The sequence below is a fragment of the Thermomonospora cellulosilytica genome (assembly GCF_014138835.1).
In the GTDB taxonomy this organism is placed as follows: Bacteria; Actinomycetota; Actinomycetes; order Streptosporangiales; family Streptosporangiaceae; genus Thermomonospora; species Thermomonospora amylolytica.
The window spans coordinates 5,700,679-5,716,635 of the sequence record NZ_JACJII010000001.1 but is presented as its reverse complement, the minus strand read 5'-3'; the positions used below and the strand labels follow the sequence as shown (position 1 = coordinate 5,716,635).

General features: G+C 75.7%; 12 protein-coding genes. 9 read left to right on the top strand and 3 right to left on the bottom strand.

Annotation, left to right across the window (positions count from 1 at the left end):
- Positions 1 to 26 precede the first annotated feature (26 nt).
- Positions 27 to 437, top strand: a complete 411-nt coding sequence (locus HNR21_RS26930; protein WP_182707401.1) for an SCO2097 family morphological protein — start codon at positions 27 to 29, stop codon at positions 435 to 437.
- A gap of 202 nt (positions 438 to 639) precedes the next feature.
- Here HNR21_RS26930 and HNR21_RS26925 read toward each other — a convergent pair whose 3' ends face one another.
- Genes HNR21_RS26925 through HNR21_RS26915 form a run of 3 tightly spaced genes read right to left on the bottom strand, consistent with a single transcriptional unit; the run spans position 640 to position 5,418 of the window.
- A complete protein-coding gene (locus tag HNR21_RS26925) occupies positions 640 to 3,093 on the bottom strand; it encodes a transglutaminase TgpA family protein (protein WP_182707400.1) in 2,454 nt (817 codons plus the stop codon).
- Positions 3,093 to 4,337, bottom strand: a complete 1,245-nt coding sequence (locus tag HNR21_RS26920; RefSeq protein WP_119729808.1) for a DUF58 domain-containing protein — start codon at positions 4,335 to 4,337, stop codon at positions 3,093 to 3,095. Before HNR21_RS26920 ends, HNR21_RS26925 begins: the two co-directional genes overlap by 1 nt.
- Positions 4,338 to 4,386: 49 nt before the next feature.
- Positions 4,387 to 5,418 carry an AAA family ATPase gene (locus HNR21_RS26915; RefSeq protein ID WP_182707399.1) on the bottom strand — a complete coding sequence of 344 codons (1,032 nt, stop codon included), beginning with the start codon at positions 5,416 to 5,418 and terminating at the stop codon, positions 4,387 to 4,389.
- Between the two features lie 493 nt (positions 5,419 to 5,911).
- Here HNR21_RS26915 and mraZ point away from each other — a divergent pair, with 493 nt between their 5' ends.
- The 8 genes from mraZ (at position 5,912) to murD (ending at position 15,951) form a co-directional block, all read left to right on the top strand.
- On the top strand, positions 5,912 to 6,343 hold the full coding sequence (mraZ, locus tag HNR21_RS26910) for a division/cell wall cluster transcriptional repressor MraZ (RefSeq protein WP_119729810.1): 432 nt from the start codon (positions 5,912 to 5,914) through the stop codon (positions 6,341 to 6,343).
- A gap of 338 nt (positions 6,344 to 6,681) precedes the next feature.
- The gene (gene rsmH / locus HNR21_RS26905; protein WP_376766632.1) at positions 6,682 to 7,704 is read left to right on the top strand and encodes a 16S rRNA (cytosine(1402)-N(4))-methyltransferase RsmH; all 1,023 of its coding nucleotides are present in this window, start codon (positions 6,682 to 6,684) and stop codon (positions 7,702 to 7,704) included.
- Positions 7,701 to 8,339 carry a cell division protein FtsL gene (gene ftsL / locus HNR21_RS26900; RefSeq protein WP_182707397.1) on the top strand — a complete coding sequence of 213 codons (639 nt, stop codon included), beginning with the start codon at positions 7,701 to 7,703 and terminating at the stop codon, positions 8,337 to 8,339. Before rsmH ends, ftsL begins: the two co-directional genes overlap by 4 nt.
- 16 nt (positions 8,340 to 8,355) lie before the next feature.
- On the top strand, positions 8,356 to 10,419 hold the full coding sequence (locus HNR21_RS26895; protein ID WP_182707396.1) for a peptidoglycan D,D-transpeptidase FtsI family protein: 2,064 nt from the start codon (positions 8,356 to 8,358) through the stop codon (positions 10,417 to 10,419).
- A gap of 87 nt (positions 10,420 to 10,506) precedes the next feature.
- Entirely contained in the window at positions 10,507 to 12,051 is a 1,545-nt protein-coding gene (locus HNR21_RS26890) for a UDP-N-acetylmuramoyl-L-alanyl-D-glutamate--2,6-diaminopimelate ligase (protein WP_182707395.1), read from the top strand.
- Positions 12,048 to 13,478: a UDP-N-acetylmuramoyl-tripeptide--D-alanyl-D-alanine ligase gene (locus HNR21_RS26885; RefSeq protein WP_182707394.1), complete on the top strand. Its 1,431-nt coding sequence runs from the start codon at positions 12,048 to 12,050 to the stop codon at positions 13,476 to 13,478. Before HNR21_RS26890 ends, HNR21_RS26885 begins: the two co-directional genes overlap by 4 nt.
- On the top strand, positions 13,472 to 14,551 hold the full coding sequence (gene mraY, locus HNR21_RS26880; protein WP_119729815.1) for a phospho-N-acetylmuramoyl-pentapeptide-transferase: 1,080 nt from the start codon (positions 13,472 to 13,474) through the stop codon (positions 14,549 to 14,551). Before HNR21_RS26885 ends, mraY begins: the two co-directional genes overlap by 7 nt.
- Positions 14,533 to 15,951, top strand: a complete 1,419-nt coding sequence (murD, locus tag HNR21_RS26875) for a UDP-N-acetylmuramoyl-L-alanine--D-glutamate ligase (RefSeq protein WP_182707393.1) — start codon at positions 14,533 to 14,535, stop codon at positions 15,949 to 15,951. Before mraY ends, murD begins: the two co-directional genes overlap by 19 nt.
- Positions 15,952 to 15,957 lie beyond the last annotated feature (6 nt).

The following is a 15,957-nucleotide window of genomic DNA, read 5'->3' as shown; positions in this document are numbered from 1 at the left end:
ATGCGGGGCTGTCGTTGGGAGGCGCCGTGCCGCTCTCTGAGCACGAGCAGCGTCTGCTCGACCAGATCGAGCGGGCGTTGTACGCCGAGGATCCGAAATTCGCGCACGCCGTCCGTGCCAAGGATCCTCAGGTGCATTACAAGCGCCGGATCGTCAAGGCGGTCCTCGGTTTCGTGCTGGGCGTGGTCGTGTTGATGACCGGGCTGGTCATCAACGCCGGCACCGCGACGATCGTGGTCGGCGTGACCGGCTTCCTGATCATGGTCGTCGCCTGCGTGTGGGGACTGACCAGCTGGAAGCGGATGGCGGGCATCGGCTCCGAGCCCGACCCGGGCCCCCGGCCCCGGTCCCGGCAGTCCGGCGGCCGCCGCCCGTCCCGTGGGAGCTTCATGGAGCGCATGGAGGAGCGCTGGCGCCGCCGTACCGAGGGACAGTGACCTCCCGTCCGGCCCCCTGACCGGACACCCCCTGCCCCCCGGCCCGGATCGCCCCGCCCACCATCGCACCGGACCCGCCACGGGTTCCTCCGGCATGCCCGCACATCGCCTCGCAGGCCCCGGACCATGCCCCCGCGTCCTCATGTCCCGGAGCGCCCGGACCCGCTCGTGAACGGAATCCCCTCCCGGGGCCGGCGGCGGATCAGCCGCGGCGGAGCCTGCGGCGGGCCAGGTCGCGCAGCCGGGTGACGCTGAGGCCGTCCACGGTGCCGACGGCCCGCCGGCCGCTCTCGCGCAGGGAGCGCAGCGTGGACGGCGGGGCCAGCCGGGCGCGCCAGCGGGTCCGGCGGTCCACCGCGGCGCCGAACGCCTCATGGACGATGCGCAGGTCCTCCCGCAGCGTGTCGGGCGGCGCGGGAACGGGGGCGTAGCGGGCGCGTTCCTCCGCGGTGGCCAGGCGCCGCAGCGCGTCCACCGCCGGGCCCGCCAGCCCGAGGGACTCGGTGATGCGGCGGGCGGCGGCGCGCGGGCTGTCGCCGGGACGCCAGTCCACGCCGTGGTCGATCGCGTCGTCGCGCAGCTCCTGCCAGGCGGCGTGGGCCAGCCCGGCCGCGTCGCCCGCCGCGACCGGCGGCGCGAGACGGCCGCCGGTCCCGCGCGCGGGGGGCGGGCCGCCGGCCGCGACGGGGGTCAGGGCCTGCGCCCAGCGACGCCGCCGGGCCACCAGCCGGGCCGCCATGGGGGTCGCCAGGAGCAGCAGCACCAGCATCCCCGCCGACAGCCAGCCCACGGGAGGACCGTCGTCCTCCGCCGCGTCGATCTCCCCGGCCTGCGCCGTGTCGCCGGTGTCGGTACGGTCCCGGGCCTCCGGCTGCGCCGACGGCTGCGCCGCCCCGCCGGTCGGGGACGGGGCCGCCGAGCTCTGCCCGCCGTTCGCCGTCTGCCCGTCGTCCTCCGGCTCCGGCTGCGCGTGCGCGGGAACGGTCGCGGTGCTCTGCCCGGCGCCGCCGGCCGGGGTCGGCTCGAACCGCACCCAGCCCGCCCCCTCGAAGTACAGCTCCGGCCAGGCGTGCGCGTCGCGGGACCGCACCACCCACCGGCCGTCCGGCCCCAGCGACCCGCGGGTGTAGCCCATGGCGACCCGGGCCGGGATGCCCAGGATCCGGGCCATCATCGCCATCGAGGCGGCGAACTGCTCGCAGTAGCCCCGCTTGCTGATCATCAGGAAGTCGACCAGGTCGGAGGTCCCGCGCGGGGCGGCGGCGCCCAGGTCGTAGACGAACCCGCCCTCGGCGGTGAACCACCGCTGCAGCATCATCGCCTGCTCGTACTGCGACCTGGCGCCCTCGGTCACCTCGTCGGCCAGCTCGCGGACCGGCTGCGGGATGCCGCCCGGCAGCCGCAGATGCCGCCGCAGCACGTCGGCGGCGGCCGGCCCGGCCCCGGCGAGCTGGCCGGCGGTGGGCTCGGCGCGCACGCTGGTGACGTTGTAGGAGCGGCCCCCGGCGTCGTCGCGCAGCGAGTAGAGCATCAGCGACTCGCGGTCCACCCGCCAGTCGCCCCTGATCGACACCCGCGACGGGGCGTACGGAGCGGGCAGGAACGTCATGTTCCGCACGTTCTCGGCCACCGAGATCCGGGTGGTGACCGCATGGGTGCGGGCGGTCAGCAGCCCGGGCGGCGCGGGCAGGTTGCGGCCGGCCACCCGGTCGTCCGGGGTGCTGCGCAGCGGGCTGTAGGTCCAGCGGTCCCCGTCGAACCGGTCCAGCGCGTACAGCCGCAGGTAGTCCGGGGACGGGTCGTCGGTCTGGTAGGTCAGCACCACCTGGTCGCCCAGCCGGGTCAGCTCCCGCTTCAGGCTGACCAGCGGGTCCGGGGTGGTCACCGTCTGCGAGCCGCCGTCCTCGCCGCCCCCGCCCAGGTCGAACGGCCCGCGCGGATGCACCCCCGGCACCACCGTGGGCACGGTCACCGCGATCGCCACCGCCGCCAGCCCCAGCCGCCGCCCGGTGACCACCAGCGAGCGCGCGTCCGGCCGTTCCCGCCGGCCCTCCCCGCCGCCGTACCGGCCGTGCACCGGACGTCCCCAGGCGCCCACCTGCTCCCGCGAGTCGGCCAGCAGCAGGGCCAGGAATCCGGCCGCGCCCAGCGCGAACGCCACCCAGTTCAGGCTCTCCTCGCGGATCGCGGCCGGGACGCTGTACAGCGCCAGCAGCGGCAGCCCCGCCGGGGCGGCGCGCCGCAGCCGCACCGCCAGCAGGTCCACCAGCACTGCCACCGTCCCGACGCCCAGCGTCGCCAGCAGCTCGATCCCGGCGCCGCGCGGCACCGGCGCCGCGTACCGGTTGGCCGCCGCCCATCCGTCGGACACCAGCTGGGCCAGCCGCGTCACCGACCCCGGGGTCGGCACCACCGCCAGCAGGGCCTGCCCGGGGGCGTACCGCACCGTCAGGTACACCAGCAGCGCGGCCAGCGTGACCGGCGCGGCGGCCGCCGCCGGCAGCCGCAGCCGCCGGGCCAGCACGCCGCCCGCCGCGACCGCGATGATCGCGCCCAGCCCCGACCACGCCCAGCCGGCGCCCTCGAACAGCGGGTACAGCCCCAGCGAGGCGAGCAGCGTCGCCAGCGCGGCGACGACCGTCAGTCGGATGTGCATCATCGGCCTCCGCCCCGCGCGCCCCGGACCGACTCCTCGGCCGCCTGGTCCGCCGCCGTCCACGCCGCGGCCAGCTCGGCGGCCGAGCGGACCGTCACGACCCGCCAGCCGGCCGTCCGCAGCAGCCCGGCCGTCCGCCGCGTCTCCGCACCGCCCAGGGGGTCCACCAGGATCGCCACATAGGTCGCGGTCCCGCGCCGGACGGCCGCCAGCGTCCGCGCCTCCTGCGGGTCCAGCGCCCCGAGCACCGCCACGACCAGCCCCTCCGACTCCCGGCCCGCGCCCAGCTCGGCCAGGCCGGGCGTCAGCGACCTCGCCGAGGAGGGCCGCGCCACCGCCAGATGGTCCAGCAGCGCGTTGTGGAACGACGCCGACGCCGGCAGCGCGGCCCCGGCGTCGGTGACCAGCCGCAGCCCCATGCCCGCCCCGGTCAGGTGCACCCCCACCGACGCGGCGACCGACACCGCCTGCTCGAACCCCGAGGCCGGGCCGTCCCCGGCGTGCACCCGGCGCCGGGTGTCCAGGAACAGCGTGCCGCTGCTCTGCCAGTGCTGCTCCTCGCGGCGCACCATCAGCTCGCCGCGCCGGGCGGTGGACCGCCAGTGCACCCGCCGCAGGTCGTCGCCGTGCCGGTACTCCCGCGGCGCCACGTCGTCCTCCCCGGCGCTGGCCACCGTGCGGGCCAGGCTGTCCCCGCCGCCGGTCCACCCGCCGGTCAGCCGCCCGGCCGGCAGCGCCACGATCCGCGGGGTGACCGTCAGCCGGTCCGTCATGCTGAACGAGCGGACCAGCTCCACCAGCCCGAACGGGTCGGTCAGCCGCACCGTCAGCGGCCCCACCCGGTACCGGCCGCGCACGTCCGCGCGGACCCGGTAGCCCAGCTCGCGGGCCTCGTGCGACTCGATCTGGTCGATCACGAAGCGGGCCCGCCCGCCCAGGGCGTACGGCACCCGGTCCTCGACCATCAGCAGTCCGCTGGGCAGCCAGGACACGTTCTCCAGCCGCAGCTCCACCCGGGCCTCCTGGCCGACCGGCAGCCGCGGCGGGTCCAGCCGGCGCGCGCAGGCCAGCCGGTACCGGGTGCGCGCGACCACCACCGCCGACAGCAGCGGCAGCGCCAGCACCAGCATCCCGGCGCGCAGCAGGTCCCGTTCGCCCAGCACGAACGCGCACACGATGGCGGTCACCCCGGCGGCGACGAACGACCGTCCGCGGGTGGTGAGACCGCCCAGCGTTCTGTTCACGATGCGATTCTCCGGTCGGCGGCCCCGGCGCGGCGGCCGGGGCGGCGGCTCAGCGGCGCGGCGCCGGCACCGGCAGCCGGTTCACCAGGTCGGCCACCACCTGTTCGGGCAGCCGCCGTTCCAGCTGGGCCTCGGCGGTCGGCAGCAGGCGGTGCGCCAGCACCGGCACCGCCAGCGCCTGCAGGTCGTCGGGCAGCACGTAGTCGCGGTCGTCGAGCGCGGCGTAGGCGCGGGCGGCCCGCACCAGCTGCAGCGTCGCCCGGGGGGAGGCCCCCAGCCGCAGGTCCGGATGGCGGCGGGTGGCGGTGATCAGGTCGATGGCGTACTGCCGCACGCTCGGCGCCACGTGCACCCGGCGCACCACCTCCACCAGCGCCCGCACGTCGGCCGCGTCGGCGACCGGGGTGAGCCGGTCCAGCGGCGAGGACTGGCCGTGCACGTCGAGCATCTCCAGCTCGGCGGCCGGGTCCGGATAGCCCATCGAGATCCGTGCGGTGAACCGGTCGCGCTGCGCCTCGGGCAGCGGATAGGTCCCCTCCATCTCCACCGGGTTCTGGGTGGCGATCACCATGAACGGCGACTCCAGCCGGTAGGTGGTGCCGTCCACCGTGACCTGGCGCTCCTCCATGCACTCCAGCAGGGCGGACTGGGTCTTGGGGGAGGCCCGGTTGACCTCGTCGCCGACCAGGATGTTGGCGAACACCGGCCCCGGCTTGAACTCGAACTCGCGCAGCTCCTGGTTGTAGGCGCTGACCCCGGTGATGTCGCTGGGCAGCAGGTCGGGGGTGAACTGCACACGGCGCACCGAGCACCGGATGGACCGCGCCAACGCCTTGGCCAGCATGGTCTTGCCGACCCCGGGGACGTCCTCGATCAGCAGGTGCCCCTCGGCCAGCAGCACCGTCAGCGCCAGGCGGACCGCCGTCGGCTTGCCCTCGATGACCGACTCCACCGCGTCGCGGATCTTGGCGGCGACCTGCGCCAGGCCCTCCAGGCCGGGCGCGCCGTTCCGGGACGCTCCGTGCGGGGGAACCGGGGGGTGGGGGTTCGCATACGACTCGCCGTGCGTCCCTACTGCCACGAACCCTCCTCGGCAACGCCCGCCCCCGTGCGGGGCCCGGAGGGGCGCCCGGCCCCCACCGCGGCCCGCCGCGAGGCGGTGTGCATGTCCAACCTGCCCTAACGACACTACGTCGTCCGCTCGTTCCGCCGCGATGTTCGGCCGCGGCGACGGCGGGACCATTCTGCCGTCCCGCGGGGATCGCCACAGCCTCGGCGAGTTGTTCCTTTTGTTCGGTCCCATCGTGACACCGAATTCCCCACTTCGCCCCACGCCCTTTCCGGAACGCGCCGTCCCGCCCGCCGGCGGGGCTCGCGGGCCGCCCGCGCGCGGCCCCGGGGCCCGGGGCGGGGCGTTCCGCCCCCCACTTCACCCCACCCATTCTGACCTGGGGATTTGTCGCGTGAGAAAGAACAGGACAGGGGTTTTGACAGTTGACGGTGGGGAAGAGTGGAGTAGAGTGGGGCGCCGTGGGGGCCGGTCGCGCCCTGCGCGGCGCGGGGAGGTGGGCCGGTTGTTTCTCGGCACCCACACTCCGCGCCTCGACGACAAGGGACGGCTGTTCCTGCCGGCGAAGTACCGCGAGGAGCTGTCGGGGGGATTGGTGATCACGAAGGGCCAGGAGCGCTGCCTCTACGTCTTCCCGATGGCGGAGTTCCAGCGGATCACCGAGGCCCTGCGCACCGCCCCGGTCACCGACCGGGGGCTGCGCGCCTACAGCCGGGTCTTCTTCGCCAGCGCCTCCGACGAGACGCCCGACAAGCAGGGGCGCATCACCATACCGCCGGCCCTGCGCACCTACGCCGGCCTCAAGCGCGACTGCGCCGTCATCGGCGCCAACACCCGCCTGGAGATCTGGGACGCCCAGGCGTGGGAGAGCTACCTGGAGGCCGAGGAGCCTGCCTTCGCCGAGCTTTCCCAGGAGGTGATGCCCGGGGTCCTTTGAGCATCCACGCGCCGGTCCGACGACCGGTACGGCCGACGTTCGGCCAGGTCTCCACCCGCTTCTCCGGTCAGCTGACGCAGCTTCCCCGGTGTCAGGTGACGACTCTCCCGCGGTGACGCGCGGGACTTCCTCGAAGTGAGGCAGCGGATGGGGACCTGGCCGGACGAGGTGGCCGGCTCTCGGGGGCACCTGCGGGGACCGGCACGGTCCCGCGCCACGGAATGCGCGACGCCGTGGCGGGCAGGCAGAGGGCGGACCGGCGAACGCCACGACCGCGCGGGGTCGCCGGCGCCGTACGGCGCCGCGGCCGGCGCGGCTGCACGAGGGGGGTGAATCCGATCAGCGACAGCGCGACCGCGCCACAGGCCGCTCACATTCCGGTGCTGCTCGACCGCGTCGTGTCACTGCTCACCCCCGCCGTCGAGAACGCCGCCCGGCGCACGCCCGGGCGCGACCCCGTCTACGTCGACGCCACCCTGGGCCTCGGCGGGCACGCCGAGGCGATGCTGGCGGCGCACCCCCGGCTCCGGCTGGTCGGCCTGGACCGCGACCCCTCCGCCCTGGAGCGCTCCGCCCGGCGGCTGCGGCGCTTCGCCGACCGCGTCCACCTGGTGCACGCCGTCTACGACGAGCTTCCCCGCGTGCTGGCCGACCTGGACCTGCCGCACGCCGACGCCATCCTGTTCGACCTGGGCGTGTCCTCCCCCCAGCTCGACGAGGCCGAACGCGGCTTCGCCTACTCCTACGACGCCCCGCTGGACATGCGGATGGACCCCACCCAGGGCCTGACCGCCGCCGACGTGGTCAACGACTATCCCCCCGACGAGCTGGCGCGGATCCTGCGCGAGTACGGCGAGGAGCGCTACGCCCGCCGGATCGCCGCCGCGATCGCCCGCGAGCGCGCCCGCGAGCCGCTGCGCTCCACCCGTCGGCTGGCCGACCTGGTGCGCGCGGCCATCCCCGCGGCGACCCGCCGCACCGGCGGCAACCCCGCCAAGCGCACCTTCCAGGCGCTGCGCATCGAGGTCAACGGCGAGCTGGCGATCTGGGAACGGGCGCTGCCGGCCGCCCTGGACGCGCTGCCGGTCGGCGGCCGGGTCGCCGTGCTGTCGTACCACTCCCTGGAGGACCGGATCACCAAGCGGGTGCTGGCCGCCGCCAGCACCGACACCACCCCGCCCGGCCTGCCGGTGCCGCTGCCGGACCGGCAGCCGCGGTTCCGGCTGCTCACCCGGGGCGCCGAGCTGCCCACCGACGAGGAGACCGCGGCCAACCCGCGCGCCGCCTCGGTCCGCCTGCGGGCGGCCGAGCGGATCCGCGGGCCGGTCACCGGCCCAGGAGGCCCAGGAGGCGACGCATGACCACGACCACCGGCCCCCGGTCGCGCCCGTCCGGGCGGGCGGCCCGTTCCGGGTCCGCCGCGGAGCGCCCGGCGCCGCAGCGGGCACGGCGGGCGGAACGTGCCACGGCGCCCGAACCGGCCCCGGACGAGCCGGCCGTCAGGACCCGGTCCGCCCGGCGCGCGGCCCCGGCGGCGCGGCGACCGCGCCCGGTCCGCCGCCCGGCCGCCCCGCCGCGCACCCCGTTCGTGGCGCTGGTCGTCTCCCTGCTGGCCGGCGCGCTGGTCAGCCTGCTGCTGCTGAACACCGTGCTGGCCCAGGACGCGTTCGAGCTGACCCGGCTGCAGCGCAACGTCAAGCTGCTGGAGCAGCAGCGGCAGGCGATGGAGAGCGAGATCGCCCGCGAGGAGTCCCCGCAGCGGCTCGGGGAGAAGGCCGAGAACCTCGGCATGACGCAGCCCGACCAGGTCGGCTTCATCGACTCCCAGGGACGCCGGGTCGGTGGCGGCGGCGCCCCGGTGCGCCCGGTGCCGCACGCCGCGGCGGCGGCCGCCGGGGCCGCGGCCGCGCTCGGCGTGCCCGGCATGGTGATCCCGGGCGACGGCGCGCTCCCCGGCGGCGCGGCCCCCGCGGCCCCGGCGGCGCCGCGGCCGTGACGCGGGAAGGGCGGGCATGACGGCACGAGCGGGACGGGACACCGGCGGGCGGCCGCCCCGCCGCAGACGCACCCCGGCCGACCGGGGCCCCGGCGCGGCGCGGACGCCCGTCCGCCGCCCGGCGCGCCCGGCGGGCGGCGCCGACCGCCCCGGCCCGGGCGACCGGGCCGCCCGGGACGACGCGCGTCCCGACACGCGGGCCGGCGACGCCGGCCGCGGCGAGACCGCCCGGCGGCCGGCCCCGGCGGCCCGGCCCGCCGAACCCCCCCGGACCGCCCGTGCCTTCTCCGGCGGGCGGTCCGCGCGGCGGGGCGGCGGCCGGCCTCCCCGCGGGCCGCGCCGTCCGGCGTTCCGCCGCAGCGACCCGCTCAAGCGGCTCAACGCCGGCCTGCTGGTCATCGCGTTCGTGCTGTCGCTGTTCGCCGGGCGGCTGGTGCAGCTGCAGACCATCGAGGCCGACGTCTACACCGCCCGCGCCGTCAAGCAGCGGCTGCACGAGCTGGAGTTGCCCGCGGTGCGCGGCGACATCACCGACGCCGACGGCCACCCGCTGGCCAAGACCGTCGAGGCGCGCGCCGTCTACGCCGACCCGGCCCTCATCGAGCCCGCCCAGCGGCAGCGGGTGGTCGCCGCGCTGGCGCCGCTGCTGTCGATGGACCCCGCCAAGGTGCTGGCGAAGATCAGCACCTCGGGCAGCCGGTTCGTCTACCTGGCCCGCGGTGTCAGCCCCGACCAGGGCCGGATGGTGGAGGCGCTGGACCTGCCCGGCGTCGACACGCTGCCGGAGTACCGCCGGATCTACCCCAACGACGACCTGGCGGCGAGCGTGATCGGCTTCGTCAACCGGGAGGGCAGGGGCGGCGCCGGCCTGGAGTCGGCCTACGACCGGCAGCTGGCCGGGGTGGACGGCTGGCAGCGGGTGGAGACCAGCGTCAGCGGCCAGGTCATCCCGATGGGCGAGGACAGCAAGCGCGAGCCGGTCCCCGGCCGGGGCCTGCGGCTGACGCTGCTGCGCGACGTGCAGGCCAAGGCGCAGCAGGCGATCGAGGAGCAGGTGCGGGCCACCGGCGCGCGCAGCGGCAGCGTGATCGTGATGGATCCGCGCACCGGGCAGATCCTGGCGCTGGCCACCGCCCCCGGCTACGACCCCAACGACTACGGCCGGGCCGACGACTGGAGCAACCCGATCGTCCAGGAGGCCTACGAACCGGGCAGCACCAACAAGGTCATCACCGCCGCCGCGGTGCTGGAGAAGGGCGGCGTGACCCCCGGCACCGTGTTCCGGGTGCCGTACTCCGTCCGGCGGCACGACCGCACGTTCCACGACTCGCACCGGCACCCCACGCAGCGGCTCACGTTCTCCGGGGTGCTGGCCACCTCCAGCAACGTCGGCACCATCCTGGCCAGCGAGACCATCTCCGCCCAGACCCTGTACGACTACCTGCGCGCCTTCGGGTTCGGCGAGCCGACCCGGGTGGGGCTGCCGGGGGAGACCGCCGGGGTGCTCACCCCGCCGAGCAGGTGGTCGGGCACCGACCGCTACCCGATCTCGTTCGGCCAGACCGTGTCGGTGAACGCGCTGCAGATGGCCAGCGTGTACGCCACCATCGCCAACGGCGGCGTGCGGGTCAGCCCGCAGCTGATCGCCGGCACCGTGGAGCCGGGCGGCCGGTTCACCGCCGCGCCCGCGCCCGCCCAGCGGCGGGTGATCAGCCAGGCCACCGCCGAGCAGATCATCCGCATGCTGGAGGGCGCCACCACCGTGGAGGGCACCGCCCCCAAGGCGCGCATCCCCGGCTACCGGGTGGCGGGCAAGACCGGCACCGCCGAGATCGTCAACCCGGCCTGCGGCTGTTACGAGGGCGGCGGCTACACCGCCTCGTTCGCCGGGTTCGCCCCGGCCGACGATCCGCGACTGGTGGTACAGGTGGTGCTGCAGAAGCCGACCAGGGGAAGCCATTATGGTGGCGACGTGGCCGCGCCGGTCTTCCGGGACGTGATGGCCTTCGCCCTGAAGACCCGCAAGATCCCGCCCACCGGTGGACGGCCGCCGAAGATCGATATCTACGCCCGCGACTGACCATGCTCGCTACGGTGGGCGGGTACGCTTCCCCGCCGTGACGCGAGCAGTCATGTCACGGCTCCTGACCGCCGCGAAAGAACCGTGATGCGCCCGACCACCAATCCCGCCCGCCCGCTGTCCGGGCTGGCCGAGCTGCTGTCCGTCCCCGCGGACGGCCCCGGCCTGGCCCGCACGCAGGTGACGGGCATCACCCACGACTCCCGGCAGGTGCTGCCCGGCGACCTGTACGCCGCGCTGCCCGGCGCCCGTGCGCACGGCGCCGACTTCGCCGCCCAGGCCGCCGCGGCCGGTGCCGTGGCGATCCTCACCGACCCGGCCGGCCGGGCCGCCGCCGAACGGACCGGGCTGCCGGTGCTGGTCGTCGAGGATCCCCGCGCCCGGCTCGGCCAGGCCGCCTCCTGGGTGTACGGGGACCCCGCCCGGGACCTGACGCTGATCGGGGTGACCGGCACCAGCGGCAAGACCACCACGGTCTACCTGCTGGAGGCCGGGCTGCGGGCCGCCGGGGTGGAGACCGCGGTGATCGGCACCGTGGAGATGCGGATCGGCGACACCCGGCTGCCCAGCACGCTGACCACCCCCGAGGCCACCGACCTGCACGGGATCTTCGCCCTGATGCGGGAGCGCGGGGTGGGCGCCGGGGCGATGGAGGTCTCCAGCCACGCCCTGGCCCAGGGCCGGGTCGGCGGCGCCTTCTACGATGTGGCGATCTTCACCAACCTGTCGCAGGACCATCTGGACTTCCACCCCACGATGGAGGACTACTTCGCCGCCAAGGCCAGGCTGTTCACCCCCGAGTACAGCCGGGTCGGCGTGGTCAACGTCGACGACCGCTACGGCCGGGAGCTGACGCGGATCGCCCGGATACCGCTGACCACGGTCTCGGCCGCCGGGGACCCCTCGGCCGACTGGCGGGCCGAGGACGTGCGGCTGGGCACCGACGGCAGCGTGTTCCGGGTGGTCGGGCCGGGCGGCGTCGAGGCCGACGCGGCGATCCGGCTGACCGGGCCGTTCAACGTGGCCAACGCGCTGGCGGCGATCGTGGCGCTGGTGGAGGCCGGGATCGGGCTGCCGGTGGCGGTGCGCGGCGTCGGCATGCTGACCGGCGTGCCGGGCCGGCTGGAGCCGGTCGACGAGGGCCAGGACTTCACCGCCCTGGTGGACTACTCGCACAAGCCCGGCGCGGTGGAGGCGGTGCTGACCTCGCTGCGGCAGGTGACCTCCGGGCGGCTGATCGTGGTGCTCGGCTGCGGCGGCGACCGGGACCGCGGCAAGCGCCCGCTGATGGGCGAGGCCGCCGCCCGGCTGGCCGACCTGGCGATTTTCACCGACGACAATCCCCGGTCCGAGGATCCGCTGGCGATCCTCGCCGCTATGGTCGAGGGCGTGCTCAAGGTGCCGCAGAGCGAACGCGCGCACCTGGTGGTCGAACCGGACCGGGCCGCGGCGATCGCGCTGGCGCTGGACCGGGCGCGGCCGGGCGACGTGGTGATCGTCGCCGGCAAGGGGCACGAGCAGGGACAGTACGTGGCCGGCCGGGTGCTGCCGTTCGACGACCGCGAGGTGGTGCGCGCCGAGCTGCGCCGGCTGCTGGCCGGCGGGAACGGAAAGGACGTGGGCCGGCGGTGATCCCACTCGCGCTGTCGGAGATCGCGCAGATCACACAGGGCACGGCGGCGCCGGGCGGGGACGGCGCGGTGGTCGCCGGCCCGGTCGTCATCGACTCGCGGGCCGTCACCCCCGGGGCGCTGTTCGTGGCGTTGCGCGGCGAACGCGCCGACGGCCACGACTTCGCCGCCGCCGCGGTGGCCGCCGGGGCCGCCGGGGTGCTGGCCCAGCGCCCCCTCGACGACCGGGCGCTGCCCGCCGTGGTGGTGGACGACACGGTGGCGGCGCTGGGCCGGCTGGCCCGCGGGGTGCTGGCCCGGCTGCCCGAGGCCGTGGTCGTCGGGGTCACCGGCTCGGCCGGCAAGACCTCCACCAAGGACCTGATCGCCCAGATCCTCGACCGGCACGGCCCCACGGTGGCGGCCAAGGGGTCGTTCAACAACGAGATCGGCCACCCGCTGACCGTGCTGCGCGCCGACGCCGGCACCCGCCACCTGGTGCTGGAGATGGGCGCGCGGGGCATCGGGCACATCGCCTACCTGTGCGAGATCTCCCCGCCGCGCATCGGGGTGGTGCTGAACGTCGGCAGCGCGCACATCGGCGAGTTCGGCGGCCGGGAGGCCATCGCCCAGGCCAAGGGCGAGCTGGTGGAGGCGCTGCCGGAGGACGGCACCGCGGTGCTCAACGCCGACGACCCGCTGGTGCGCGCGATGGCCTCGCGCACCAAGGCCGAGGTGGTCACGTTCGGCCGCGGCGCCGACGCCGACGTGCGGGCCGCCGACGAGACCCTGGACGAGCAGGGCCGCCCCCGCTTCACGCTGGTCGCCCCGCAGGGCTCGGTGCCGGTCACGCTGGCCCTGCACGGCGCCCACGCGGTCGGCAACGCGCTGGCCGCCGCGGCGGTGGCGCTGCGGGCCGGGATGACGCCGCAGGCCGTCGCCGAGGCGCTGACGCAGGCCCGGCCGGTCAGCCGGTGGCGGATGGAGGTCGGGCGCACCCCCGAGGGCGTGGTGGTGGTCAACGACGCCTACAACGCCAATCCCGAGTCGGTGCGGGCGGCGGTGGACACGGTGGCGCACATGGCGCGTTCCGCCGGAGGCCGGGCGTTCGCCGCGCTGGGGGAAATGGCGGAACTGGGCGGACGTTCTGTGGCGGAACACGAGAAGATCGGGCAGCATGTCGCGCGCAGCGGATTCGCCGGCCTGGTCGCGGTGGGCGCTGCGGCGGCCCCGATGATCGACGGGGCCGGTCAGGTGGGGTCATGGACGGGAGAGTGCGTACAGGTGGATGACGTCGGCGCGGCGGTGACCGCGCTCCGCGAGCGGCTGCGGCCGCGGGACGTCGTGCTGGTGAAGGGCTCTCGCGTCGCCGGGATGGAACGGGTCGCCGCCGGGCTGCTGGCGCCCGCCTCCGGGGACGGCGCCGACGGGGGTGCCGCCCCGTGCTGAACATCATGCTGGCGGCCGCGGTGTCGCTGTTCATCGGCATGGTGGGGACCCCGGTGTGGATCCGCATAGTGCGCCGGCTCGGCTACGGCCAGATGATCCGCGAGGAGGGCCCGCAGGCGCACCACGGCAAGCGCGGCACCCCCACCATGGGCGGCGCGGTGTTCATCGTCGGGTCGCTGGTCGGCTACGCGGTGGCGCACATGGTGACGCAGACCACCCCGACCGTGTCCGGCGCCCTGGTGCTGCTGCTGATGACCGGGCTGGGCCTGGTCGGCTTCGTGGACGACTACATCAAGGTGTTCAAGCAGCGCAGCCTGGGCCTGCGCAGCGGCGCCAAGATGATCGGGATCGTGCTGGTCGGCGTGGTCTTCGCGGTCGGCTCGCTGAACTTCCCCAACGGCTACGACGTCACCCCGGCCACCGACCACCTGTCGTTCCTGCGCGACTTCGGCCCCTCCATCGGGCCGTACCTGTTCGTGCTGTGGGCGCTGTTCCTGATCGCCGCGGTCTCCAACGGCGTCAACCTGACCGACGGGCTGGACGGCCTGGCCGCCGGGCCCGCCGCGATGGTGCTGGCCGCCTACGTGATCATCGGCAACTGGCAGCTGCGCAACAGCTGCTTCGGCAGCGGCCTGGCGCCCAACTGCTACAGCGTCCGCGACCCGCTGGACCTGGCGGTGGTGGCCGCCGCGGTGCTGGGCGGCGTGTTCGGGTTCCTGTGGTGGAACGCCCCGCCGGCCAAGGTCTTCATGGGCGACACCGGCTCGCTGGCGCTCGGCGGCGTGCTGGTGGGCCTGGCCATCCTCACCCGCACCCAGTTCCTGCTGGCGATCCTGTGCGGCCTGATCGTGATGATCACCCTGTCGGTGATGATCCAGGTCGGGGTGTTCCGGGTGACCCAGAAGTTCACCGGCACCGGCAAACGGGTGTTCAAGATGGCCCCGCTGCAGCACCACTTCGAGCTGTCCGGATGGGCCGAGACCACCATCGTCGTGCGATTCTGGCTGATGTCGGCGCTGTTCGTGGCGCTGGGGATCGGCCTGTTCTACCTGGAATGGATGCCCAAGGGGTGAACGCGGACAACTGGCGGGACCGGCCGGTCTGCGTGGCCGGCCTGGGAGTGTCGGGCCGGGCGGCGGCCCGGGCGCTGGCCGACCGGGGCGCACGGGTCACCCTGGTGGACGCCCGCGACGACGCCGACGCCCGCGCGCAGGCCGAGCCGCTGCGCGAACACGGCGTCGAGGTGCGGCTGGGCGACGGCGACACGCTGCCGCCGGGCACCGACCTGGTGGTGGTCTCGCCCGGCTGGCGGCCCGACGCCCCGCTGCCCGGGGCGGCCGCCGCGGCCGGGGTGGAGATCTACGGCGAGGTCGAGCTGGCCTGGCGGCTGCGCCCGGCCGAGGGCGCGGCCCCGTGGCTGGCGCTGACCGGGACGAACGGCAAGACCACCGCGGTGCGGATGCTGGCGTCCATCCTGCGGGCCGCCGGGCACCGCACCCTCGCGGTCGGCAACGTCGGCACCCCGATCGTGGAGGCGGCGGCCGACCCGTCCTACGACGTGCTGGCGGTGGAGCTGTCCAGCTTCCAGCTGCACTGGTCCTCCAGCCTGGACCCGCTGGCCGCCGCCGTGCTCAACGTGGCGCCCGACCACATCGACTGGCACGGCTCCCTGGAGGCGTACGCCGCCGACAAGGGGAGGATCTTCGGGCCCGGGACGTTCGCCGTGGCCAACGCCGCCGACCCGGTCACGCTGCGGCTGGCCGAGGGCGCGTCGCGGCGCGCCGCGTTCACCCTGGCGATCCCCGCGCCCGGCGAGGTCGGCGTGGTGGAGGACCTGCTGGTGGACCGGGCGTTCACCGCCGACCCGGTCCGCGAGGCCGCCGAGCTGGCGTCCCTGTCGGACGTACGGCCGTTCGCGCCGCACAACGTGGCCAACGCGCTGGCCGCCGCCGCCCTGGCCCGCGCCTACGGCGTCCCGCCGGAGGCGGTCCGGGAGGGGCTGCGCGCGTTCACGCCCGACCCGCACCGCATCGCGCACGTGGCCACCGTGGACGGCGTGGACTACGTCGACGACTCCAAGGCCACCAACCCGCACGCGGCGCAGGCGTCGCTGGCCGCCTACGAGAAGGTGGTGTGGATCGCCGGCGGGCTGCTCAAGGGCGCCGAGGTCGACGACCTGGTCCGCTCGTGCGCGGGCCGGCTGCGGGGGGCGGTGCTGCTGGGCGCCGACCGCGGCAAGATCGCCGAAGCGCTGGCGCGACACGCCCCGGATGTCCCGGTGGTGGACGTCGCGGAGACCGAGACTGGGGCGATGGACACCGTGGTGACCCAAGCCTCCCGACTCGCCCGGCCCGGCGACACCGTGCTGCTCGCCCCGGCCGGCGCCTCGTTCGACATGTTCGCCGGGTACGGCGCGCGCGGCGACGCGTTCGCCGCGGCGGTCCACCGGCTGGCCGGACGGGCGGCCGGGTAGGCGCCG